The following is a 24,030-nucleotide window of genomic DNA, read 5'->3' on the forward strand; positions in this document are numbered from 1 at the left end:
ATGGAGTCGGCGCGGCGGAGGGGGCGCCTCGGGACCGAGGTCCCGTCACGAAGGCGCGAGCTCGCGCGCCTGGAGCCGCCTGCGCGAGATGAGGTAGGCCACGCCGAGGTTGGGGAGCCAGCAGAGCCAGGCGACGATTCTGTAGGCCGAAACGAAGTCGCCCAGCGCGTGAGCCAGGAAGGGCAGCCAGAGTCTCAGCGTGACCGCGGCGAAGCAGGCGGCATAGCTGTAGGTCATCATGAGCCGGTGCTCTTCGATTCGCCGGCCCTTGACGAGCCGATAGGCGGAGGCCGTGGTGTAGAGCCAGACAATGCCCAGGCTGACGAAGCCCGACGCGGCGATGACGCCACCCGTGGCGAAGAAGCCAACGTAGACGCTGGCGAGCCCGCTCAGCAGGACCGCCCCGACATAGACCTTTCCGAGGAACCGGTGGGCGCCTGGGCGCTCGAGGCGCAGTCTCGCGACGAACTGGGTCCAGCCGATGGCCAGCGCGAGTCCCCCCAGGGCGATGTGCGTGTAGAAGGCCGCGTTCCAGACGGGGTCGGTCAGCAGCTCGCTGCTCTTCGAGGCGCGGAGTCCGAAGTTGGAGGCCGCGAGGAAGTAGCTGCCGGGATAGAGGCCTACGGCCAGACAGAGGGCGGCGAACAGGACCCAGAGCCCCTTGCTTGCCATCGTGGAGCCTCGTGGTTCGGAGGAGGGAAGCGCCATGCGGGAATTCAAACACCAGCAGCCGCGTGCCGTGTTCCTCTGCTTCGCTCAGGCGCTGCGCAGCTTGCGTCCTGACAGGTTGCCGTCGTTCGCGGGCGCGATGGACCGGAACGTCGCGCCCGGCTTGCACCCCTTGGGGACCAGGGCCTTGGGGAGGATGAGCACGTAGTGGACCTCGCCGGGCACCGTGCCCCTGCGCAGGGTCCGCTCGGGCTCTTGGGCGAAGCTTCTCGGAGCGATGCTCTCCGCCAGGTCGAACCCTCGCGAGCGACAGAAGCGGAGGTGATCCACGTTGACGTGGCGATGAAGGGCCTGGGCGCCCGGAGCGTCGAGCAGGAGCTGGAGCCCGTGCAGGGGAACGCTCACCCGATAGGTGGAGTGGTACGCCGTCCCCAGGCGGGTGGCACGGAGCCTCACGGCGCACAGATTCTTGGGCAGCGCATCGAGGAAGAAGTCCTGCCGCCAATCTTCCGAGCCACCCAACTGGCTCAGCCGGGCCTGCAGCCTTGCGCGGGCCGCGGACTTGCCGGTGTCGAGCACCGTCGCGATGGTCCGCGCCAGCGTGGCGCAGTCCGCGGCATCCACGCCCGCGGCGGTGGCGAGGACCTTGCGGCGCCTCGGAGAGAGCCACGCGAGGAGCTGGGCGCGCAGCGCCTCCGCGCCCATGTTCTCCACGGCTTCTATCTCCACCGAGAACGTGGGCTCCGTGCGCAGCGGCTGGGCATCCACCCACTTGCGGGCGGCTTTCGCCTTCGCGGGCTCGAGGAACCAGTACGACGCGAAGCGGGCCTCGACCGCCTTGCGGACGTACTCGGCCATGCTTCGCGCCACGGGGACGGGGGAGCCCTCCTCGCCCGCGGCGGCGGCCACGACGCGCGCCTCTTCGAGGCCCTGGCTCGCGCTTCGGAGCAGGTATGCCATGGCCTGGTCGTTGTGCAGGTCCACGATCATCGCCCGAGCATCTGGAGCGAAGTTGTAGCTGGAGCTTCTCTGGAACCACGAACCCTGGATGAGGCCCACCGCGCCGCTGTGCCCGGAGTCGTCGGTGGCGCGCCAGCGGAGGACCCTGGCCCCCAGGTTCTCGAAGAAGTTCGCGCTGTGCTTGGGGACCTTGGGGCTGGAGCGCGCCATCGGCGGCATCTGTCGCTCGACCGCGACGTTGGCCAGATGCTGAAGCCTGGTCATCCACAGCTCCAGGTCGTTCAACGCCTCCAGGTCTTCATCGAGCCGCGCGGGTGAGAGTGACTTGGGCATGTCTGGCCTCTTCCAGCCTCCCGGAGAGGTCCGAGAGGCGTCTGGGAAGATAGCAAGGGTGCGCGTGTGCGAACCATCACCGCGCGCCGTCGTCTGTGCTTCGCATTGACGCGCCCATGACGTCGCCTCTCCGTTCATGGAGAGAAGGTGCTTGCTCATCAAGGTGTGGATTCCGCCCGTGGCGCAGCGACGGGGGCTTCGGGTCACCGAGGGCGACGGACTCAAGCCACGTCCATCCCGGCAAGGCCGATGCTGCTCATGCGCCCTCCCGCCGCGTGCCGGCACCCGTCGGAGCATCCCAGAGGCCCAGTCGGCCGACCATCGTGCGGATGTAGTCCGCTTCCGAGAGCTGCCGACGCGCCGCCACCGCCAGGGTGGCCTCCTTCCCGAGCACGTAGCGCAGCGCGGGGGCGGGGTTCGCGAGCACGTCCAGCACGCAGACCGCGAGCTCCGCCGGGTCACCGCCCGCGTCGCCCGTGATGCGCTCGAGCCTCGCGAGCATTCGCGCACTTGACTCGGCGTAGCTGGGCTCGCGCCTGGAGGGCCTCGCGAACGGGATGCCCGTGCGCATCCCATCCAGTTCGACCAGCGAGACATGAACGCCGTGCGGACGGACTTCGTAGGCCAGCGACTCCGAGAGCGCTTCGAGCGCGTGCTTGCTGGCGGCGTACGCCCCCAGAAAGGGAGGGGGAAGCAGGCCCGCCAGCGAGCTGATGGCGACGATTCGCCCCTGCTGGCGCACCCGCATCGCGGGCAACACGGCCCGCATCACCCGAAGCGCGCCGAAGCAGTTGGTCTCCATCTGGGCCTGTGCCTCCGCGATGGAGGTCTCCTCGACGGCGCCGACGAAGGCGCACCCGGCGTTGCTGATGAGCACGTCGATGCGCCCGGCGGCGCGCAGCACCTCCGCGACGCAGGCTTCGACGGAGGCGTCATCGCGGACGTCCAGGGGGAGCAGCGTGAAGGGGGCCTCGGGTGCGCGTGAAGGGGTCCGGCTGGTGCCGAACACGCGGTACCCCTGGGAGGCGAGCAGGGTGGCGGTGGCGCGGCCAAGCCCGGAGGACGCCCCTGTGACCAGGACGACGGGAGAAGAAGCGGTGGAGTCCATGTGCGTGTTTCCTTTCGGTGCGAGGCAGAATACGAATGTTCATTCGCGTTCTGTATTCGCATTGGCTCCAGGAGGACCTCGCATGGCTCGACCCAAGCTCCACCCTCGGAAGATGCCGCGGCAGGAGCGCTCGCGCGCCATGGTGGAGACGATCTTGGAGGCGACGGTTCGCGTTCTGCTCGCGCGGGGGTACGAAGGGCTGACGACCATCGCGGTCGCCGAGCGCGCGGGAGTGAGCGTCGGCTCGCTCTACCAGTACTTCCCGAACAAGGAGTCGCTGGTCGCGCTGCTCGCCGAGCGGCACGTGGCCGAGCTGATGACCTGTGTCGAGGACGCGCTCTCAGGCGCGGACCCGTCCAATCCCGAATCCGCCATCCGTGCGCTCGTGCGCGCCGGTGTCGACTCCCACCGCATCGCGCCCGCGCTGCACAAGGTCCTGCTCGAGCAGGTGCCGCGCATCGGCCGGCTGGCGAAGGTGATGGAGGCCGGCCAGGCGATTGTCGTGAAGCTCGAACACTTCCTCCGCCCCTACCAAGGCCGGCTCGTCGTTCCAGACCTGAAGGTCGCGGCCTTCGTCGTCGAGACCCTCATCGAGTCCCTGACGCACCGGCTGGTCATCGAGCAGCCAGACTTTATCGACGCCACGCGGCTGGAGGAGGAGGCCACGGAGGCGGTGATGGGCTACCTCTTCGGCCCGCGCGGCAGGCGCGGACGCCGGTCGTCACCGCGCGCCTTGAAGGGCTGAAGGGGACCGGGAAGGCGACCATGGCGAGGACCTTCATCGCAGCCAGAGGAGGGGCCTGATTTCGGTGTATTGAGTCGGCCCATCTCCTGGGGTGCGGCGCAAGCGTGCTTCCTTGGAGTCACTCTCCGTCCGAGGCCCTCAGCGAGCGCGTACGGTGCAGGAGGTCTTGATGTAGTCCACGTCGTCGTAGTAGGCGCATGAGAAGTAGACGTCGAGCTTGGCGGTCGCGGTGCAGTCTTGCCGCCCGGTCTGGGCGGTGAGGTCCGTGTCCAGGTTCACGCAGTCGCAGCTCTTGCAGGTCGCCTTCTTCTCCAGACAGAGATGGCTCGTCTCCGCGGTGACGAGGGTCGCGCAGTACTGGGTGGCGCGTTTGCAGGTGGTGTCGCCACACTCCAGGGTCTCCGGGAACACGTGGGTGTTCTCGTCCACGGGCTCCTTCACAGGGTCTTCGTTCGAGCCACCACAGCCCACCACCAGCATGGAGAGAAGCACCAGGTACCGCGTCGTCGCTGTCATGTCGTCCACCCGAAGAGTCATGGAGGGCATGAACGCCCCCTGACGGGGAGAGACAGGCCGGGCGACATCGTTGCGTGAAATCGACCGCCACCTCCCGGTGGAGGTGCCGGACGGGCACGCTGATGGCTTCTGCGTGAGGGAGGTCGTCGCATCGGCGTGCGCGCTGGGCTCCCACTCGCAGTGCCGTTCGGGGTGGGCGGACCCGCTGGGAGTATCTGGGGGCTGACGGAGGTCGGAGGTCAGGCTGGAGTTCTGAATCGTGCGCCAGCGAGGGTGTCCTCGTCTGGCGCTTTTTATTTCGACGCGGCGCTTCGGACGCTCGCCGCGCCAATCCAACCGCAGCGCCAGTGCGCCACTCCCCAGGGGGTTCAGCCATTCACGGCTGAGCGGTTGGGGCCGTGCGTCCAGATGGAGATCGACGATGACCCGCTCAAAGTTTGACCACCCTCCCCACACGACCCCTCGACGAGAAGTCTGGTTCGAGAGCGATGGCGCACGGCTCTTCGCCCTCGACGTCGGCCAAGGACACCCCGTCGTGTTTCTCCACGGCGGGCTCGCCGACCATCGCGCGGCGCTCTTCCGCGTCGCGAAGCTGGCGGACACGCACCGCCTGCTCTGCCCCGACCTCCGTGGTAGCGGCCGCTCCATCCACACAGGCCCGTTGAGCTGGGATCGGCTGGCCGATGACGTCGCCGCGTTGCTCGGACACCTCGGTGTCGAGCACGCGGTCATCGGCGGAACGTCGATGGGCTCGGCGGTGGCTCTTCGGGTGGCGCTGCGCCACCCGCGGCTGCTCCGGGGGCTGATCCTGATGTCGCCGCTGTACCCGGGAGCGGAGAGGCCCATGGCGGAAGCCGTCACCGCGGCCCTGCGGGCGATGGGCGAGGCCGGGGAGCGTGCGCTGGAGCAGGGAGTCGAGTCGCTGCGTCCGCTCTTCGAGCGCTTGCCGTCACCCGTGCGTGACGTCGCCCTCGAGATGATGCTCGGATTCGATGCTGGCAGCGTCGCTGCCTCCACGCGTTTTCTGGCCCGGAGGGAGCAACCAATGCATTCGGTCCGCGAGCTCGAATCGTTCGACGTCCCGGTCATGGTGTTGCCGGGGATTGATCCTCAGCATCCCGCCGAGGTCGCCGAGCTCTATCTGCGGCACCTGCGGCATCCAGTCCGTGTCGAGCTGACCTCGCCCGACATGCTGGAGCGTGTCGAGCGGTTCTGCCGTGAGCTGGATGGGCGCCCGAGCCGATAGCGCGCACGGCTGGAGGTCGGACGGTCCAGGGGGCCGCCCGACCTCTGGGCCGTACAGGACGACGGGGCCGTCACCGGCAGCCCGTGTTCCGTCAGCCCCTCAGGACCCGGAGCTCCTTGCCGCTCCCGTGTGCGGGATCTCCGAACGTGGAGTCCGAGGCGGTGACGGAACCTGTCAACCCACCGACCACGTTCCAGCGCGTGTCGATTCCGAACGCCACCGTCGTCGGCGTGGTCCCCAGGTTCACGGTCCCATTCTCGGAGCAGAGCCGGGTGAAGTTCTGCTGCACGTTGTACGTGGTGCGGTTGGGATAACCGAGCTGTCGGTAGTAGCCGAGGTTCGCGCCACCGGACTGCGGATCGCCGAAGGTCGCCGCGTTGAACGTGACGGTGCCCGTCACGCCTGGGATGAAGCGGTAGTGGCCGTTCGCCCCGTAGGCCACGTCGCAGGGCCCGGGCAGGTTGAAGGTGCTGCCATCCGGAACGCCGGCGTTGAAGGTGGCGATATCGTATCCACCGGGCAGGTCCTTGGGCACGTTGGTGGGCGCCAACTGGAGCGGCCCCTGGTCCCAGCCCGTGACGACGAACAGGAAGCGCGTGGGCAGCGACTGCTCGTAGAGCAGGAGGCTGTCCGCCGTCGTGGTACCGGCGAGCATGTCCAGGTTCGGCTCTTCCGTCGGAGAGGTGAACTCCCCCTGGGCCTTGGCGTTGCGCAGGGCCTGGAGGTACCAATCACGCGCGATGGCCGGGAAGTACTTCAGCTCGAGCGCCCACAGGTATGCCTCCTTGAGGATGTACAGCCGGGCTGACATGGACTGCGTCGGCGCCAGCGTGTTCAGGTAGGTGTAGACGCCGACGCCGCTCGAGGAGTTGCTCGTCGACTCGCGCTTGTACGAGAAGGAGAAGTCGAGCGACGCCCCCACGTAGGTCTCTCCAGTGGCGGAGATGCCCATCGGGGTCCCGACCTCCGCGGACTGAACGAACCCCGCATAGGCGTTGATATCCAGGTGGACGCCGAAGCCGGTGCTCTGGCCGCTCGACACCCGGTACTGGCCGTCGCAGACCGAGCCGCCGCTCATGGCGAACTTGAGGTACTTCTGGCCATTGATGTTGGTCTCCGTGCCGTACTTCTTGACGACGGCCGCCACGTAGTTCTGGCCTGTGTAGAACGTGCTGAGGTCGGTTCCATCCGGAGCGGTGAAGATCTGCCGGATCTGCTCCTGTGAATTGCCGGCGGTCGCGAGCCTGTTCACGCACTCGGTATACAGGCTGAACATCCGGGCGTTGATGGCCGCCTCGGTGTAGGAGTCGACCACGCCGGGCGTGCAGGCGTAGCTGAAGAAGTCGCCCGCCGCGGTTTCATCGGCGTCTTCGGAGGCGACGGGCCAGTGGGCCACGATCAACGGCGCCGGACTGAACGAGGCATCCTGGTTGAATGCGAGGTTCGTCGCCGTCCCGTACTGGGAGCGCAACCAGAACAGGGACCGCCCGAAGTAGCACCCGTAGGGGCGGACCAGGTAGGGGGACGCGTCGTCGAGCGGGAAGTACGGATGACGGTAGGCCTTCGTCTGCACCTTGATGCTCTGGGCCGTGAACTTCCCGCCCTGCCACGCGATGCGCCCCGAGACTCCGGCCTTCACGGAGAGGCCGAAGCTCGCGCCTGCCTTGAGGCCATCGAACGCCTCCACGGAGGCCGTCTCCTTCGAGGAGTACTGGACTCCCAGGCTCGCGGCGATGTTGATCTCATCCAGGACCACGTCCTCCTGGGTCGTGTCCATCTCGTAATCAAACATGTTCCAGTCGGCCATGCCGTCGGGGCTGGCGTTCCCCCAGACCTCCGGCGCGGGGAGGGGCATGGGGAACGGATCGCAAATCGACGTGAGCAGGCGCCCGCCCATGTTCTCCTGCTTCGGCGGATGGAGGGCGGTCTGCAGCTTGAAGTCACCATACTTCAGGGACGACATCTGGATGGGTGAGCCGACCGAGTATTCGCTGCGGACCCATGCCATCCCCAGGATGATGGGGAGGGTGGAGGTGTCCTGGCTCGTCGACTCGGGGATGGCTCCGATGGAGAAGCACATCGACAGAGGTCCCTCCGTGTCCTCGGTCGCGTTCGTGAAGATCTTGCCGTACTCCTTCCAGACGGGCGCGGTGGCCGACGTACCGAGCTGGCGCAGGGGGAGGATGTCTTGAATCACGGCGATGGAGATCACGTTGCTCTTGTTGTTGTCAGCGAACAAGGCGACGAGCCGACCCGCGGGGTCCACGGCCAGACCCATGCCCAGGGCCTTGCGGCTCTTGGGTGAACTGCCCGGCCAGGTGAGGAGCATCGGCGCTGGCGCGGGGCTGGGGCTGGCGTGGCACTCGGCGTCCAGCGTCCAGGAGAAGGTGGTCGCGGTGAAGTGGGCTTCATCCCACAGCGCGGCGATGACGCAATTGACGGGAGCGCTGGTGCCGGTGGCTCCCGGCTGGGAGACGAGGATGGTGCGGACGTCGAGATGCGAGAGGTTCGAGGACGTCTGGGTGGGACTGGTGGCGGGGGCCGTCACGGACCAGGGCGCGACGCGGGACACCCAGTCATTGGTGAGTGGGTTGTAACCATCCGTGTCCAGGACGAGGTGGCAGACCTGGAGCGCGTTGTGCGAGGAGTCCCAGGCGAGGTAGTTGATCAGGATTTCCGTCGGGCCCTTGCCGACGCACGCCGACACGCCCTTGGCGAGGACCTTCACAGGGGTCGAGCTGCCTCCCGTCGTGGCGGGCAGCGAAATCTGACACCAATCGGTCGTGGCGCGCCCGGAGCCGGGGGCCACCCGCGCCGCGCACAAGCTGTTGTTCGCGGTGTCGATCCAGAAGACGTAGACGAGATCCCGGAGCGCGACGACGCCGATGCGCTTCTGCGTCTCGAAGTCGAGGGTGGACTGTGTCGAGTCCTTCTCGATGGTGAACTGGGTCCAGGGATCCAGCCGTTTCGGGTTCCCCTGGGGGCGGCTGAGGTAGGCGACGGTCGACGAGCTGAAGTAGCCCTGGAGCTTCTGGTCATCGTCGACGCCGACCAGGACCAGGGAGGAGCCGGTCTGGATGAGCCGGAACTCTCCGTTGTCGCCATCGACGTCGAGCGGTCCGGCGACGGGAATGCTGATGACATCCGTGGTGGGGGGGACGGGAGGGAGCTGAGGAGTCGAGGTGGTGGACACGGAGGTTCCGTTCTGTGGTGGAGAGACCGCGGGCGCGCTGGCGTCTGTGCTCAGCGCCCGCGAATGACCACGCCGTCGAACGACTGGAGCCGCTCCAGGAGGAGTCGGCGGCAACCGGCTCGTTATCTGTCCCGGGTGGGGACGTGACGTTGTTCTCGGATCTGGACCAGTGGACGCCCAGCGTCGTCCTGGAGCGCGATCGTGGTGGCGAGGGTCATCGGGCGGGTGCCGTAGCAAGCGCAGGGCCAGCGGTGGAGGCAGGCTCCTCCCAAGGGAGCGCCTGGAGCTCCTCGCTCGGAGCCACGGCGTCTGCGTCCAGCGCGGACGCAGGCGCGTTCTCGCGGAGGGGGAGGCGCTCGGGTCCGTGAGGGCTTCCCGGCGGCGCTCCTGTCACGACTCGACGACGAAGGTGGTGGAGTCCACCCCGGTGTTTCCCGTGATGGGGTCGTATGCCGTCACGGTGACTTCGTAGATGCCCGGCTGCTGGACGGACAGCGCTGCCTCGAAGGTGCTGGTCTTCCCGGCGTACTTCAGGGGGACCTGGGTGAGCGGCTTCCCGTTGTGTTTCACCGTGGCTTGCAGCTCATACCGGTTCGAGTCCCAGAGCCCGTTGGGCTCGGTAGGGCAGCCACACATGAGCGTGAGGTTGGCGCGAAGAGGAACGGTGAGCTTCTTGTCGGCTGGGAGCTTGAGGAACTCGTGCGCTGACGGGGTCACCACATGCATCACGAAGCCGGGAAGCTCCAGGATGAGGCCATCGCCCTCGATGTGCTTGCCGGGCAGCATCCAGAGTTGGGTCGTGCTGGTGGCGAGTGCCTGCCGCTGCGCGAGGGGGCCGGACACCTCCACGGTCACCAGCCGCGGCTCGGTGAGGTCCAGGGTGGCCGTGAACTTCGCGGAGGACTCGTCCGCGAGCGGTGCCCCGCGCACCTGTGGTTGCTTCATCAGCGTCTGGGTGTTGCCTGTCGAGCCGGCGATGACACCGCTGACCAGCACCTGGCCGGACTGTGCATCCCGGAGCACCACCCGAACGCCTCCCATGGACGTCCCGACGAACTTGCCGTCCCGGGCGCGAGCCCTCACCACCAGCCGGGTCTCGGTTGCCAGGGTCGTCGTGGAGAACAACAACAGGGTGCAGAAAATGAGGCTGCGCATGGCTCGCTCCGTGTCGGAAGAATTCCGCACCGGATGGATACCAGATGGGTTGTCTTCAGGCCGCCTGTATCCGCCTCCGCGCGCGGCCGTTGATGCTCGCGGTTCGGGAGCGACAAACCAGAGGCGCAAAGGCAGAAAAAATGGCCAGGGCCTGTTGCGCCTGTTTCAGGGTCATGTCTGGTCTTGGCGCGGCCTCCAGGGCGTCCTCTGCTTCGCGTCAGTCGCGGACATCCCGTGCTCCGCGTCAGGCCCGTGCATCCGCCGCGGGCAGTGACACGAGGAAGCAGGCCCCGCCGCCGTCGTCGCCCTGCTGACAGCGGATGCTGCCGCCGTGCAGCTCCACGATCTGCCGGCAGAGGTACAGCCCGATGCCGGAGCCTCGGGTGCCCGCCTCCGTTCCGGGGCGGTGGTGCTCGACGCGAAAGAACTTGTCGAAGATGCGCTCGCGGAACTCCTCGGGGACGCCGGGGCCGTTGTCGGTGACGGAGATGCGCACGGTCCGCTGTCCGTCCTGGCTCACCACTCCGACGGTCAGCCGGACCTGCCCGGTGGAGGGCGTGTACTTGAGGGCATTGGACAGCAGGTTGTCCAAGACCACCCGCAGGCGGACTGGATCCGCCCAGAACGTGGAGGGGGCTCCCTCCACGGAGAGTTCCACGTGGGGGCCGTCGTCCTCGGTGCGCGCGCGACAGCGGCGGACGCACTCGGAGGCCAGGGCCGCGGGGGAGAAGTGCTCCCGGGAGAGCTTGAGCTGTCCGGCCTCGATGCGGGTCAGGTCGAGGAACTCGTCCACCGTCTCCGCGAGCTGCTCCACGCCGCCCAGTGAGGTCCGCACGAGCTCCTGGTTCCGGGGGGAGAGGGAGGCGGCGGACTCCTGGAGCATGAGGAGCGTCATCCGCAGCGTGGTGAGTGGAGTGCCCAGCTCGTGGGAGGCCACCGCCACCAGCTCCGCGCGCATCTCGTCCAGGCGCACGAGCTCCGTCACGTCATAGAGGAGCAGCAGCGCCGCGTCGCGCTCCGCGGAGAGGCTTGGCACGGGGACCACGCGTGGAAGCAGCCGGTGGATTCGCTCGTCCCGGGTGATGCGGAGGGCGCGGCCCAGGTCCGCCAGGGGCGGCGCGCTGTGCGGCGAGGAGGCCAGCTCCAGCACGGCACGAGGGTCGAAGCCACTGAGCGTGAGCTCGTGGATGTTCTCGAGCGATGGGATGCCCGAGGCGACGAGCAGCTCGTGGGCGCTGCGATTGGCGGAGAGCACGCGGCCCGTGACGTCCAGCAGCACCACCGCGTCGGGGAGCGCCTCCAGCGTGGCTTCCAGGGCGGCCTTGGCCTGGAGGACCTCACCCAGCTTCGAGCGGCGGAACTCCGCGAGGTCGGTCGCCATCTGGTTGAAGGCACTCGCGAGTTGACCCAGCTCATCGCCCGACTCCACGGGAATGGCCTCTCCGAACTCGCCGCGGCGGATGGTCTCCGCCCCGCGTGTCAGCCGGCGCAAGGGGAGGATGACCGAGCGGGCCAGGTGGAGCGCCAGGAGGGCGGAGGTGAGCAGCGCCACGACGGTGATGGTCAGCACCACGCGCAGCGCTCGGATGGACTCCTCGTGCGCGAAGCGGGCCACCTGCCGCGTCGCATCGAAGTGGTGGTCCCGGATGCTCAGGGTCGTCGCGGCGGCATGTCGGAGCAGCGGGTTGGCCTCGCGGTGGTAGCGCCCGAGCGCATCGGGGGTGCCGGCCCCGGCCGCGATGCGATTCGCGGCGTCGCGATAGGCCTCGACCTCCTCGCGCAGGAGGGTGGCGGCCTGATGCTCGGGCCGCGTGGTCAGCAGCGCGGCCAGCTGCGCGAGGGCCTCGTCCGTGCTCTGGCGCTTCGGACCCAGCGCGTGGTCATCGCCCGTGAGGGCCAGCAGGAGCGCGTCGTCCTCTCGCTCCAGCGCGCTGCCCAGCCGCGCGGTGGCGGCGGTGGCCTCGTCGCTGTCCTTCACCGTGGCGCCCACCTCGCCGCTGAGGCGGGTGAGCGTGGCCAGCGTCCACAAGCTCGCGCTCACGGTGGTGAGCACGAGCAGGACACACGCGACGAGGAATCTGGCCCGAAGGCCCCAGTGTCGAGGCATGGGCATGCAGTTCTTCTCAGACGAGCCCGTAGCGCTTGCGCTTGCGCTGGAGGGTGGTGGCATCGATGCCGAGGACCCGCGCCGCGGCCTCCAGCGTGGGGGCCTGGGTGATGATGGACGCGATGTGCTCCCGCTCGAGTTCGTCGAGGCTCACCATGTCCCCCACGCGCACCCGCGCTCCGCCTCCGCCGAGGGGCGCGCGCGTGGCGGTGAGTCCCAGGTCTCCGGGCCCCAGCGTGGCGGAGGCGCCCAGGATGACGGCGCGCTCCACGGCGTTGCGCAGCTCGCGCAGGTTCCCCGGCCAGGGGTGCGCCGCGATGGCGGCCTCCGCCTCCTGAGAGAACGCGAGGCCTGGCCGGCGCTGCTGGCGCGCGAAGAACGCCAGGTAGTGGCGCGCGAGCGGCACCACGTCCTCGGGGCGCTCCCGCAGGGCCGGCAGCGTGAGCATCAACACGTTGATGCGATAGAGGAGGTCGTCCCGAAACCGCCCCGCGCGCGCCTCGTCCTCCAGGGGACGATGCGTCGCGGCGAGGATGCGGACATGGGCCCTGCGCTCGCGCGCCTCGCCAAGCCGCTCATAGGTCCGGTCATTGAGGAAGCGCAGGAGGCGGGCCTGGGCGTCTGGAGACAGGTCGCCAATCTCATCGAGGAAGAGGGTGCCGCCCTCCGCCTCCTGTACCTTGCCCGCGACGTCCGAGACCGCCCCCGTGAAGGCGCCGCGCCGGTGGCCGAACAGCACGCTGCTCATCAGGTCGTTGGAGAGCGCCGGGCAGTTCACGCTCACGAACGGAGCGCCCGCGCGCGGGCTGTGCTCGTGAATCCAGTGGGCGAACACGTTCTTGCCGGTGCCGCTCTCCCCGCGCAGCAAGACCACCGAGTCCGATGCCGCCGCGCGTGCCGCGGTCTCCAGGAAGCCGTGGAACAGCGCGCTCTTCGAGGTGAAGACATGCCCGACATCGCTGTCGTCGAGCCGCTGCTCGAGCTCGACCACGCGCCGGCGCAGGCGCTGGGCTCGCAGGAGGCGATCCGCGGCGAGCCGGACCTGGTCCGGGGTGAAGGGCTTGGGCAGGTAGTCCGCGGCGCCGCGCTTCATCGCCTCCACGGCGCTCTCGAACGTGGCGAACGCGGTGATGACGACGACCCCTGCGTCGGGCTGCCGGCGCAGCAGCTCGGGGAGCGCGTCGAGCCCGGACTCGGCGCCCAGCCACAGGTCGAGGAAGACGACGTCGAACCGTCCGTGCTCGAGCGCCTCCTGCGCGGCGCTGGGGGTCCCGACCCCGAGCACCCGTCCCCCCGCCGCCTCCAGACACAGCCGGAGGGACTGACGGACGCCGGGGTCGTCGTCCACCACCAGCGCGGTCCAGGGAACGTCATGTCGCTCGGGAGGAGGCATGGAACAGCCAGCCTAGCGTGTGGGGCGAGGCGTCAGAAGCAACGCGGAGGGTGAGGCGCGGGCGGGCCCCCAGGGCGAGCAGGCATTTCGCCGGTTCCGAATCCCGCCCAGGCGGCGGAATGCCTGGACGCGCGTGGTCCGTGCCCTCGGAGGAGTCCCTGGCACGTGTGTCGCAAAGCGGCCCGGCGTGAGTCGCTCTGCGTGCTCCACCTTCGGCGAGTCGAACGCCGCGCCCCATGTACGCTCCACCGAACCCCTCCTATTGGCGCTACGCCGCGTTGCTCGTGGGCCTGGGGCTGGCTTGCATTGGCGGTGCCGCGGTGAGCGACGGCAATCCCATCATCACCGTGGCGCCGGTGGTGGCCGCGACCGTGGTGTGGGGGATGACGAAGGCCCCGCTGCGCTACCAGGCGCTCGCGGTCCTCTACCTGGTGCTCGCGGTGGACTATACGCCCGAGCGCCCACAGTCGATGTTCTGGAAGTCGCCCCTCTTTCCCCTGGGGCAGCTGCTGTTCTCCCAGTTGCATGAGCTGGTGGGCATTGGCGCGCTGCGCTTCCCGCTCATCGACGTGCTCATCATCGGCCTGATTGGGCTGGGCATCTACCGGCGAGCGACGAAGTCCACCATCGACCCACCGGTGGTGCCGCTGCCCCGGCCGCTCATCGTGCTGGTGGCGCTGTCGGCCGTCACCATCCTGTGGATGGAGGTCTGGGGCATCCTCAACGGCGGGGACGTGAAGAACTCGCTGTGGCAGTGGCATCAGGCGGCGTGCATGCCGCTCATGGTCATGATGTTCCACTACAGCCTGCGAGGGCCCCAGGACTGGCCGGCCGTGGCCCGGACGGTCATCGCTGGCGCGCTCACCAAGTCCGCGGTGAGCACGTACTTCGCGGTCGTCGTCATCCCGGAGATCGGCAAGGAGATTGAGTACACCACGTGCCACTCGGACTCGATGACCTTCATCTTCGCGCTCATGGTGTGTGTCACCCGATGGCTGGAGCGACCCAAGGCGGCCCATGCCATCCGCGGGATCGTCGTCGCGGTGCTGGTGTTCGTCGGGATGTTCTACAACGACCGTCGGCTGGCGTATGTGAGCATGGTGGGGTCGATGGGGGCCGCGTACCTGTTCAATCCGTGGACGCCGCTGAAGAAGTTCGTCACGCGCGCGGCCATCCTGATGCTTCCGCTCGGCGTCGTGTATCTGGGCGTCGGCTGGAACTCGAGCAGTGGCGTCTTCAAGCCGGTGCAGACGTTCCGCTCCCTCGTCGAGGGCCAGCACGCGGAAGGGGAGCTGGACTACCGCGACATCGAGAATCTCAATCTCATCGCCACGTGGAGCAGCCATCCGCTGGTGGGGGTCGGCTATGGGCATGAGTTCGTGCTGGATTACCCGATGCCAGATATTGCCTTCGTGTTCCCCCAGTTCCGGTATCACCCGCACAACTCGCTGCTGGGGTTGCTCGCGTTTGGTGGCGTGCTGGGCTTCACGGGCATCTGGATGTACCTGGTGGCGACCGTGTACCTGATCGCGCGCGCGTACCACCGCAGCTACGCGGCGGAGCACCGGTCCGCCGCGCTGGTCATCATCGGCGTGGTGGCGTCGTACCTGAATCAGGTGTTCGGAGACATGGGCATCATCTCGTACATCTGCACCATGCTCGTGGCGGTGAGTGTGACCATGACCGGGAAGATGGCGATGGTGACGGGGGCCTGGCCGTGGCCAGGGCGCGAGCGGGCGCTGGGGCTCCATCCTGTGACGGATCACCGCGAAGCGGCGTGAGCCCGCGTCGAGCGTCCCCTGGCGCGCTCGACACGCACGAGCAGCTCCGGGTCCGCGAGCCTGTTCGCGATGGCGGCGGCCCGTGAGAGCGTGCTCGCGTCGTCCGGGGCGCCCTGGATGCGCGCGAGCATCAGCAGGCCCATCACGCGCAGGCGCACGTAGCCGCCATCGCCCGCGTGCTCGCAGGCCCGGCGCGCCGCTTCGAGCGCCGCGTCCCGCTCGCCGCGCTGATTCAGGCCGAACGCCAGCCCCGCGTCGCGGCGGTAGCTGGCGAAGGGATGGACGTCGTCGGTGGGCAGGGCGCGGTACAGCGCGAGCGCCCGCGCGAAGTCGCCGCGCCGGTTGGCGTCGAAGGCCGCGTGGTCGACCAGGCGGGCCTCGAAGCACGCGGCATCCGCGGGCTCCAGCTCCGCGCGGGACGTGTCGAGCAGTCGCCGCGCCCGTTCCAGGTGTGGACGCGCGGCGGCCTCCGCGCGCTCCACGTCCATCTCCAAACGGGTCAGCAGATAGCTCGTCGCGAGGTGATGCTCCAACCGCGCCGCCGGCGTGTCCGCGAGCGCCGCGGCGCTCTCCAGCAATGGCTGGGCCTCGGTGAAGGCCCGCCTGCGCAGCGCCACACCCGCCAGCCCCAGGAGGATCCAGACGCGTGCCCTCGACTCCGAGAGGGGTGGGCGCTCCCACAAGCGCAGCTGGTCCACACACAGCTGGATGGGCAGGTCCCCGAAGGGGCTGTGGTACGTCCCCATCCAGCGGGCCTGGGCCTCGACGCTCGCGGGCACGCCGAACACCCGCAGGAGCCGCTGGCCGATGAGGCCGCCGTCGCGCTGTCCCCGTCCGCGCAGGCGCCGGAGCGCCCGCTCCACGGAGGTCACCTCCTCGGACAGCCCCCGCTCGACGAGCTTCCAGGCGACGGCGGTGAGCGTGCCGTGCTCCGACACCAGGGCCTTGAGGTAGTCGTCCCACGTGTAGCCCACGGGGGCCTGGGCCTCGCCCGCGCGTTGTCCGGTTTTCTGTCCGCTCCCGTGGGACCGCCCCGGTGCCATCGTGTCGTCAGCCTCGCCTCGAAAGGACACGCGCCATGCGCCTGCTGCTCATCTCCGACACCCATGGACATCTCGACATCATCGAGCGGCTCGCGAAGGAGTCCCGGGCCGACGCAGTCTTGCACGCGGGGGACTTCGGCTTCTACGACGGCGGTAGCGTGGAGCGCATCGAGTCGCGCGAGCTGTTCCTCCGGGTCGTCCACTCGAAGCTGCGCGGCGACGCGAAGCAGCGGGCCAAGAAGCTGAAGGGCGACGCCCTGCGCGCCTTCGTCCGCGAGCAGCTGCCGCTGTCCGACCTCGGCGGGTGGCTGGACTCCGGGCGGGGATTCTCCCTGCCCACGTTCGCGGTGTGGGGCAATCACGAGGATGGCGCCGTGGTCTCCGCGCTGCTGGAGGGGAAGAGGCGCGTCCCCAACCTGACGCTGCTGGGGACGGCGACCTGTGGCCCCTTCCGCTTCTTCGGCCTGGGGGGAAACCTCCTCCCGGCGCTGCTGGGAGAGAACGCGCCGCTCGATGGGGGCCGGGGGAAGATCCTCACGACGGAGCGGGAGCTGTCAGCGCTGCTCGACTCCGCGCCGCCGAGGGTCGCGGGGGAGGTCCGCGTGCTCGTGACCCACGTGAGCCCTGGGAAGGAGCCGCTGGTCGGACTCCTCGCGACGGCCCTCGACGCGGACCTGACCGTCTCCGGGCACATGGGTTCGCCCTATGGCTGTGTCTGGGATGACTTCGCGGTGCGTGGCCCCTCCGAGGCCGAGAAGCGGCTCGCCAGCGCCGTGGCGGTGCTCCCAAAGGCCCTGCGGGCACGGCTCCCCGCGCCCGCGTCAGGCGAGGGCCGGGCCCGCTGGTACCGGGGCACCTTCCACGTCAACCTCCCGGATGCGCCGGATGGTCACGCCGTGGTCGAGTTCGTGGGTGGACGCGTGCGGTTGGAGACGGTGTCCGCCGGTCTGCCCCCGCGGTCATGACGGGGGCACGTGTTCCAGAGGCGGAATCGCTGAGGGCTGGGGGGCGCGTGGGTCGACCACTGTGCCCTCAGCCAGCACGTGGGGCGGCCCCTGGCATGCGGGCCCCGTGGAGTGTCCATCGCGTGGACGCAGGCAAACGAGCGACGCGACCCGACGGACAAAGTGCTCTGGCTGCAGGTGATGCGCATTGTCTCCGGGTGCTACGCGCACGAGCGCCTCTCGACTTTCCCCTGGGGGTTTGGATCTTCCACGAGGCCCGCGAATCAGGCTGGAAGGAGGGCCCTTCCTCCCCATCGTAACAGGACGACGGTCGTCTACGGACAAGGTGCGCCGCCGCGCGTCATTGCTGTGTTTGGTACGCTCGCGACGAAAGCCGATGAAGGCCGTCCAATTACGTGCGGGACGGGGAACTCAGCCAGTCCGCTCCTCAAGGGTGTTTCCTTTGAGAAGCTGCGTTGAGTAGTTCCTGAGTGTAAGGGAGCCTTAACGATGAGGGATATGGACCTCTGGTCGGGACATGCTGAATGGCTCAAGTCGCTATCGCTATTTCTGGGTTGCTCGCTGCGGATCGTTCATGGGAGCGAAACGGTTGAGGTTGACGCAGCCTCCGCAACACTGGAGGGAATGGTTGGGGCTCTGCATTCGGGGATCGTTATTGAACTTGTTGTGAAGTTGCTCGTGGCCCAAAAGGACGACGGTAGTGTGACTGTTTGGGCGCTCGTGTTTTTCTTCGTTGATAAGCGACGCGTCGCAGAACAGGGCATGTGTTACTTGGCGCTCGAATGGCGCGAAGACCAATGGTGTCGACGTGGCTGGGAGTCGGACGTCGATGACGAGTGGGCAGGTCTTGAGACGCTTGCGTGACGAAAGGGGCTGGAGGGGGGGGCGTTCGCTGTCGCGCTGAGCCCCGCTCTTGATGGGGCAGCCAGCTTTGCGCAGGGGGCATGGGCGTACTTGCCTTTGGCGTTGCGCATCTGTTCCGACCTTTCCGGCGCCAGTCCCTGGCTTGGTCCCATGTGAGGGGGAGCCGTCCGGTCGAAACGGGGGGCTGCACCACGCAGCTTGGCCCTCCCTTCATCACGAGCGCACAGTCCCTTGTGTGCACGGGACGGCGTAGGCGCTGGCTCGGCGATTCCGCGCTGACCTGATGGGCCCCGTGCGCACCTTGCTTTTCGGCCGGCCACAGACGTGGGACTGTCTGGCGCTCCGCTGCCTGGCCTCCGCAGGCTGGGGGGCGGCTCCCATCAGTTCGGGTGATTCACACCGGAAGTCCGAGCACCTGCCCGCCTGACAGGCGCCGCGCGCATGGATTGCGGCGGGCATGCCCGGCGCGTACCTTCAGCGTCAATTGAATGGGCTCCCATATAAAAAGAGTCGCGAGCGCGGAGCAGGGCGAGGTGCGGGAGGTGATGGACGGCATCCGCCGTCTGGTGCGCCTGCTGCGCGTTTCGGCCCGAGCGTCCGAGCAGTTGGTGGGCATCAGCGGCGCGCAGCTCTTCGTGCTGCAGCGGCTGGCGGAGGCCGGCCCCTGTTCCGTCAACACCCTGGCCGAGCAAACCCTCACGCACCAGAGCAGCGTGTCGACGGTGGTGGCGCGCCTCATCGAAAGAGGGCTCGTCACGCGCCGGCCCTCGCCGCGGGATGGCCGCCGGGTGGAGGTGTCGCTGGCTCCCGCGGGCCGGGCGCTGTTGCGTGAGGCGCCGCCCATGGCCCAGGCCCAGCTCATCGCCGGGCTGCGGAGACTGAAGCCGGACGTACGCGAGGGGTTTGCACGCGGGCTGTCCGCGCTGGTGTCGGAGCTGGGGCTGGACGGCGACTCGCCGCCGCTCTTCTTCGAGGAAGAAGCGAAGCCGCGCGGGCGGCGCAAGGAGAAGTCGAATGGAGCGGCCTGAGGTGGAGCGCGTCGAGGCGGGCCTGGACGGAGGCCCCGAGGCGCGGGAGACGTTGCCGGTGGCCCCGTCGATGGGGCCGGCGCTCGTGGGCGTGCGCACGCCGCATGTGATGGAGTCGGTGGATCGGCGCGTGGTGTTCATCAGCACCATCGCCGTGGTGCTGGCGCTGGCCGCGGGGCTGGTGGCGCAGGCGCTGAGTGCGCTCATCGGGCTCTTCACCAACATCGCCTTCTTCGGCCGCTTCACCACGGCGCCTTTGTCTCCGGCGGACAACACGCTGGGCCCGTGGGTCATCGTGGTGCCGGTGGTGGGGGCCATCATCGTCGGCTTCATGGCGCGCTATGGCTCACGCGCCATCCGCGGGCACGGCATCCCCGAGGCGATGGAGAACGTGCTCTACAACCAGAGCCGCATTCCGCCGCGGATGACATTCCTCAAGCCGTTGTCGGCGGCGGTAGCCATCGGTACCGGTGGCCCCTTCGGCGCGGAGGGACCCATCATCGCGACGGGCGGCGCGCTGGGCTCGCTGGTGGGGCAGCTGCTCCACGTCACCGCGGATGAGCGCAAGGCCCTGCTGGCAGCGGGCGCTGCGGCGGGCATGGCGGCGACGTTTGGCGCTCCGGTGTCCGCGGTGCTGCTCGCGGTGGAGTTGCTCCTGTTCGAGTACCGGCCCCGCTCCGTCATCCCCGTGGCGCTGGCCACCGCCACCGCGACGGGCGTGCGCATGGCCTTCGTGGGGGGCGCACCCGCGTTCGTCATGCCGGACCTCCTGCCCCCGAGCGGCTCCGCGCTCGCCTTCTACATCGTGCTGGGCGCGGTGATGGGCGTGGCGTCCACGCTGGTTACCCGCGCTGTGTATGCCATCGAGGACGCCTTCGAGAGACTGCCGCTGCACTGGATGTGGTGGCCCGCGCTGGGCGCGGTCGTGGTGGGCGTGGTGGGCTTCTTCTCCCCTCGCACGCTGGGCGTGGGCTACACCAATATCGAGGACATCCTCTCCGGCCGCTTCGTGGGCACGGCGATGCTGTTCTTCTGCGCGATGAAGTTCCTCTCCTGGTCAGTGGCGCTGGGAAGCGGCACTTCGGGCGGCACGTTGGCGCCGCTCTTCACGCTGGGCGGCGCCCTGGGCTCCGGCTTGGGGCTGCTGGCGACCCACCTGTCGCCGGGGCTGGGCGTGGACGTGCGCGTGGCGGCGCTGGTGGGCATGGCGGCCATCTTCGCGGGGGCGTCCCGTGCGCTGTTGGCCTCGGTGGTGTTCGCCTTCGAGGCGACGCGCCAGCCCATGGGGCTGCTGCCGCTGCTGGGGGGCTGCGCGGCGGCCTATCTCGTATCCGCGCTGATGATGCGTCACTCCATCATGACGGAGAAGCTGGCCCGGCGCGGCGGGCGCGTCGTCACCGAGTACGGCGTGGACGCGCTGGGACAGGCGCTGGTGCGCGACGTGGGGCTCAGGCCCGTGGTGTCGCTGGAGGCGGATCGGCCGCTGGGAGAGGTGCGCGCGTGGCTCGCCTCCGGCACGCCGGGCAGCACGCATCAAGGCTTCCCGGTGGTGGCCGGTGGGGGGCTCGTCGGTGTCGTCACCCGCCGCGACCTGCTGGATGGCCGCGACGCCGCGGGCCGGCGCGTGCGCGAGCTGGTGAAGCGTCCTCTGGCAGTGGCGTACGCGGACAGCTCGCTGCGCGAGGCGGCGGACCTGATGGTGGAGGTGGGCGTTGGCCGGCTGCCGGTGGTGCACCGTGACGCTCCCACGCGTGTGGTGGGCATCCTGACGCGCAGTGATCTGCTCGGCGCCAACCGGCCGCGGATGGAGGATTCGCGGCGGATGGAGCGCGGCGTGGGAGGCCCCCGGCGGACGGGGCCGTCGCCGGCCTGAAACGGGTGGCCCTTTGGAATATCTCAGACATGGGCGCCCCAGGTCGAAATGAGTGAGGCGCCCTCCCAGTTGCCTCGCGGAGTCCTCTGTCGCGCATCGCGTGTTGGGCCGCCTTGCACCTCAGAGTGCCTTCTTGGGATGGTGCGCTCCATGGCTGCGCACCTCCGAATCGAGTGTGGTCCCTGCATCCTGCGCCCATGGCGGCGTGGGGATGAGGAAGCCCTCGTCCGACACGCCAACAATCGCGAAGTGTGGCGCCACCTTCGCGACCGGTTTCCCCACCCCTACACGCCCGAGGATGCCGCATGGTGGGTAGGCCACACGGCCAGCGAGCCTTCTCCGACAAACTTCGCAATCGAGGTGGCGAGCGAGGCCGTGGGCTCCATGGGGCTGATTCTCGGCACGGACATCGAGCGCTATTCGGCAGAGGTGGGCTATTGGCTCGGCCAGTCACTCTGGGGCCGGGGCATCACAGCCGCGGCGCTCGAAGGCTTTTGCGCTTGGGCCTTCGAGTGCTTCGACCTCATCCGCCTGTTCGCGCTCCCCTTCGCGGACAATGCCGCGTCGTGCCGGGTGCTGGAGAAGGCCGGCTTCCAGCGCGAGGGTCTGATGCGGCAGAGCGCCGTGAAGGACGGAAAAGTCCACGATCAGGCCCTCTATGCGCGCCTTCGCCTGGTGGGCTTGAGGGACTCCGACCTGACGGGTGGTGCGGCGTCTCGCTAAGGCTGGACGCTGCCGCGCAGGAGGATTTGCAGAGCGGGGGCGAGAGGCTCTGCGCCGGGGCTCGGGCGCGAATCTGAGCACCTCCTCTCTCGGGGCCCACCCTGTCGCTGGAGTCAGGCAGGGAGGGTCGCTCCACGCCGATGGTGATGTCCTACCTTCCCCCAGGATTTGGACGGGCGTGCCCTTGGCAGAGCGCTGACGCGTCACCGCCGGGCCATGACACGTCAGGGCGCCGTGTGGGGAATCCTGGCGCATATGGGTTTTGCAGTGATTCCGGCTTCTTGTGAAGCCAGACGGCTGGCATTGGCCTTGCGATGGAGGGCTGCACACCCAACCCCAGCCAGGGACGCCCGCATGTCGATCGTGAGTTGCAATGCGCAGAACCAGCTCTTCCAGAAGGGCATCATGACCGTCAAGGTCTGCTATAATATGGCGGACGCCGTCGCCAAGCAGGCGAATGAGAAGCAGATCAAGGCCTACTCGAACCTCAACGGCCTGCCGGACCTCTCCACTCCGCTGATGGTGGAGAACGTCATCAACACCAAGAACGGCCAGCTGGTGGACAACGGCCAGGGGGTCATCATCCCGCCGGACACCTATATCGGCTTCCAGATTGGCTTTGGCTGTCAGGTGGGGTTTGGCTTTGGCATCGAGATCCTCCCGAGCAACATCGCCATCTTCGACAACAACGCCGCCATCATGCCGCGCGCGTCCGAGCCCTCCGTCAATCAATGGGCTACCGCCACTCAGTATGCGTTCCTTGCGAATAATAAGTACAACGGAGACATGGTCTATGTCTACGACGACAACTTTGGCGAACATCCGCTGGACGAGGCGATCGCCGCCAACTCCTACCAGATTCGCGTCACCTGCACCCCGTTGAAGTCCTGGACCGACAGCGGCAACAGGAAGTACTCCGCGCCCCGGCCGAACCTGGATCCTCCCCAGAGCACGTTGCAGCTGTCCGGCAGGATGGACGCGGAGAGCGGGGGGGACACCAACATCAACGTGCATGGCGGCACCGTCACCGGTTCCGGCACCTCCGGGCAGACGTACGGAGGTTGCAACGGCTACGAGACGGCCGACGACCTGGCTGTCTCGATGGTGTTCGACGTCTTCGTGGTCAATCAGAAGTATTACAACTCACAGACCTATCAGTTCTTCACGTCGAATGGCGGGGACGGGCTGAACGACTAGGGACGCCGGGTTGCTGTCTTCTCACGGAACAGACACTTCCACGAAGGAACAATGACAATGCCCATGCTTCAGCTCAAGAGCGCTGATCTGCCCAGCGATCCCCATGACTTCACCGCCCAGGACTGGCTCCACCTGTTCGAGGACCGTGGCCTCTTCCACGCCATGATCATCACCGAGGAGGTGAACCCCACCAACGTGTTCAGCATCCATCAGGGATTGCAGCTCACGTCGCCGACCCTGGTCCTCCCGGATCCGACCAACCCGGGAAACAACCCGACCTTCCAGTGGCTCATCCCGAACCTCACCGCCCAGCTGCACACGGTGGAGACCTTCTTCCAGACGGAGCACACGTACCACGAGCAGGGCTACGACGTGAAGAAGGCGGACATCGGCGTCCCCGGCATCTTCAGCCTGAAGTTCGAGCACGAGCACGAGTACACGAATGACCAGTCGTTCTCGGAGACGGACTACTTCGTCACCAGCATGTACCGCGTCCCCAAGCTGCGGATTGGCTTCAGCGACGGGGCGATGACGCTGACGGCTGACTTCGTCGATGCGCTGCGGGACGCCGCGAAGCTCGGCGTCGGCGATTCACGCTCCTACGACCGGATCGTGAACGTGCTGAACGCGTGGGGCCATTACTACGTGAAGCAGCTGGACCTGGGCGGACTCCTGTTCGGCACGGACACCAAGAAGGTGACCAGCATGAGCCAGGGGCAGAGCTTCTCGGACAGCGTGTCCAAGGGCTTCGAGGTCAAGCTGGAGCTGGAGGACGTGCCCATCTCCGGCGGAGCCGACAATGGTCATGGGACGGGGTCCTCCTCGAACGACAGCTCCGTGGAGGCGGACAACAACGTCACCATCAACGTGATTGGCGGCGACGGGTCGCTCATTGGCAAGTACCCCGCCTGGGCTGCCTCCCTGAACGACAACTACGTGAGCTGGCACATCATCAACACCCTCACGCTGGATCCCGTCATCAACCTCATCCCCGACGATGCGCTGCGCAACCAGGTCGCGGCCATCCTCATCAACAAGGACGGCGTCACGCCGTACACGCAAGACATCTCCAACGCGGAACAGAACGACTTGAACGACTGATGTGGCCCCCCGGGGCGGCGCATGCGCCCG

General features: G+C 68.1%; 19 protein-coding genes. 10 read left to right on the top strand and 9 right to left on the bottom strand.

The window, feature by feature from the left end; all coding sequences use genetic code 11:
• Positions 1–45: 45 nt before the first annotated feature.
• The 3 genes from FOF48_RS04775 to FOF48_RS04785 form a co-directional block, all read right to left on the bottom strand.
• A complete protein-coding gene (locus FOF48_RS04775) occupies positions 46–672 on the bottom strand; it encodes a DUF2306 domain-containing protein (protein ID WP_143898914.1) in 627 nt (208 codons plus the stop codon).
• Positions 673–756: 84 nt separating this feature from the next.
• A complete protein-coding gene (locus FOF48_RS04780) occupies positions 757–1,962 on the bottom strand; it encodes a hypothetical protein (protein ID WP_143898915.1) in 1,206 nt (401 codons plus the stop codon).
• 256 nt (positions 1,963–2,218) lie between these two features.
• Positions 2,219–3,070, bottom strand: coding sequence for an SDR family NAD(P)-dependent oxidoreductase (locus tag FOF48_RS04785; protein ID WP_143898916.1), 852 nt, complete (start codon positions 3,068–3,070; stop codon positions 2,219–2,221).
• An 82-nt stretch (positions 3,071–3,152) separates the two neighbouring features.
• On the opposite strand from FOF48_RS04785, the gene FOF48_RS04790 reads away from it, so the two are divergent.
• Positions 3,153–3,815 (top strand): TetR/AcrR family transcriptional regulator, encoded by a 663-nt coding sequence (locus tag FOF48_RS04790; protein ID WP_143898917.1) that lies wholly within the window; start codon positions 3,153–3,155, stop codon positions 3,813–3,815.
• A gap of 138 nt (positions 3,816–3,953) precedes the next feature.
• Here the strand turns inward: FOF48_RS04790 and FOF48_RS04795 are convergent, their stop codons facing one another.
• Positions 3,954–4,361, bottom strand: coding sequence for a hypothetical protein (locus FOF48_RS04795; RefSeq protein WP_143898918.1), 408 nt, complete (start codon positions 4,359–4,361; stop codon positions 3,954–3,956).
• A gap of 391 nt (positions 4,362–4,752) precedes the next feature.
• Here FOF48_RS04795 and FOF48_RS04800 point away from each other — a divergent pair, with 391 nt between their 5' ends.
• Positions 4,753–5,577, top strand: coding sequence for an alpha/beta fold hydrolase (locus FOF48_RS04800; RefSeq protein WP_143898919.1), 825 nt, complete (start codon positions 4,753–4,755; stop codon positions 5,575–5,577).
• A gap of 91 nt (positions 5,578–5,668) precedes the next feature.
• On the opposite strand, the gene FOF48_RS04805 is transcribed toward FOF48_RS04800, so the two are convergent.
• The 4 genes from FOF48_RS04805 to FOF48_RS04820 all read right to left on the bottom strand — a co-directional run bounded on the left by FOF48_RS04805 (position 5,669) and on the right by FOF48_RS04820 (position 13,425).
• Positions 5,669–8,770 (bottom strand): hypothetical protein, encoded by a 3,102-nt coding sequence (locus FOF48_RS04805; RefSeq protein ID WP_143898920.1) that lies wholly within the window; start codon positions 8,768–8,770, stop codon positions 5,669–5,671.
• Between the two features lie 390 nt (positions 8,771–9,160).
• A complete protein-coding gene (locus tag FOF48_RS04810; protein WP_143898921.1) occupies positions 9,161–9,925 on the bottom strand; it encodes a hypothetical protein in 765 nt (254 codons plus the stop codon).
• A gap of 244 nt (positions 9,926–10,169) precedes the next feature.
• On the bottom strand, positions 10,170–12,038 hold the full coding sequence (locus tag FOF48_RS04815) for an ATP-binding protein (RefSeq protein ID WP_186001768.1): 1,869 nt from the start codon (positions 12,036–12,038) through the stop codon (positions 10,170–10,172).
• A gap of 10 nt (positions 12,039–12,048) precedes the next feature.
• On the bottom strand, positions 12,049–13,425 hold the full coding sequence (locus tag FOF48_RS04820; protein ID WP_143898923.1) for a sigma-54 dependent transcriptional regulator: 1,377 nt from the start codon (positions 13,423–13,425) through the stop codon (positions 12,049–12,051).
• A gap of 236 nt (positions 13,426–13,661) precedes the next feature.
• Between FOF48_RS04820 and wzy the strand changes: the two genes are divergently transcribed.
• A complete protein-coding gene (wzy, locus tag FOF48_RS04825) occupies positions 13,662–15,206 on the top strand; it encodes an exopolysaccharide repeat unit polymerase (RefSeq protein WP_143898924.1) in 1,545 nt (514 codons plus the stop codon).
• On the opposite strand, the gene FOF48_RS04830 is transcribed toward wzy, so the two are convergent.
• Entirely contained in the window at positions 15,188–16,180 is a 993-nt protein-coding gene (locus tag FOF48_RS04830; protein WP_143898925.1) for a hypothetical protein, read from the bottom strand. The two genes, wzy and FOF48_RS04830, sit on opposite strands and share 19 nt — an antisense overlap.
• A gap of 104 nt (positions 16,181–16,284) precedes the next feature.
• Between FOF48_RS04830 and FOF48_RS04835 the strand changes: the two genes are divergently transcribed.
• From FOF48_RS04835 to FOF48_RS04865, 7 genes are all read left to right on the top strand, one after another.
• Positions 16,285–17,214 carry a metallophosphoesterase gene (locus FOF48_RS04835; RefSeq protein WP_143898926.1) on the top strand — a complete coding sequence of 310 codons (930 nt, stop codon included), beginning with the start codon at positions 16,285–16,287 and terminating at the stop codon, positions 17,212–17,214.
• Between the two features lie 498 nt (positions 17,215–17,712).
• Entirely contained in the window at positions 17,713–18,078 is a 366-nt protein-coding gene (locus FOF48_RS04840) for a hypothetical protein (protein WP_235685344.1), read from the top strand.
• Positions 18,079–18,566: 488 nt separating this feature from the next.
• Positions 18,567–19,106: a MarR family winged helix-turn-helix transcriptional regulator gene (locus FOF48_RS04845; protein ID WP_255441902.1), complete on the top strand. Its 540-nt coding sequence runs from the start codon at positions 18,567–18,569 to the stop codon at positions 19,104–19,106.
• Positions 19,093–20,979, top strand: a complete 1,887-nt coding sequence (locus FOF48_RS04850) for a chloride channel protein (RefSeq protein WP_143898929.1) — start codon at positions 19,093–19,095, stop codon at positions 20,977–20,979. Before FOF48_RS04845 ends, FOF48_RS04850 begins: the two co-directional genes overlap by 14 nt.
• A 150-nt stretch (positions 20,980–21,129) precedes the next feature.
• Positions 21,130–21,702: a GNAT family N-acetyltransferase gene (locus FOF48_RS04855; protein ID WP_235685345.1), complete on the top strand. Its 573-nt coding sequence runs from the start codon at positions 21,130–21,132 to the stop codon at positions 21,700–21,702.
• 354 nt (positions 21,703–22,056) lie between these two features.
• Positions 22,057–22,899 carry a hypothetical protein gene (locus FOF48_RS04860; protein ID WP_143898930.1) on the top strand — a complete coding sequence of 281 codons (843 nt, stop codon included), beginning with the start codon at positions 22,057–22,059 and terminating at the stop codon, positions 22,897–22,899.
• Between the two features lie 57 nt (positions 22,900–22,956).
• Positions 22,957–24,000 (top strand): MAC/perforin domain-containing protein, encoded by a 1,044-nt coding sequence (locus FOF48_RS04865; protein ID WP_143898931.1) that lies wholly within the window; start codon positions 22,957–22,959, stop codon positions 23,998–24,000.
• Positions 24,001–24,030 lie beyond the last annotated feature (30 nt).

It is taken from the genome of Corallococcus sp. Z5C101001, assembly GCF_007352635.1.
Taxonomy (GTDB): domain Bacteria; phylum Myxococcota; class Myxococcia; order Myxococcales; family Myxococcaceae; genus Corallococcus; species Corallococcus silvisoli.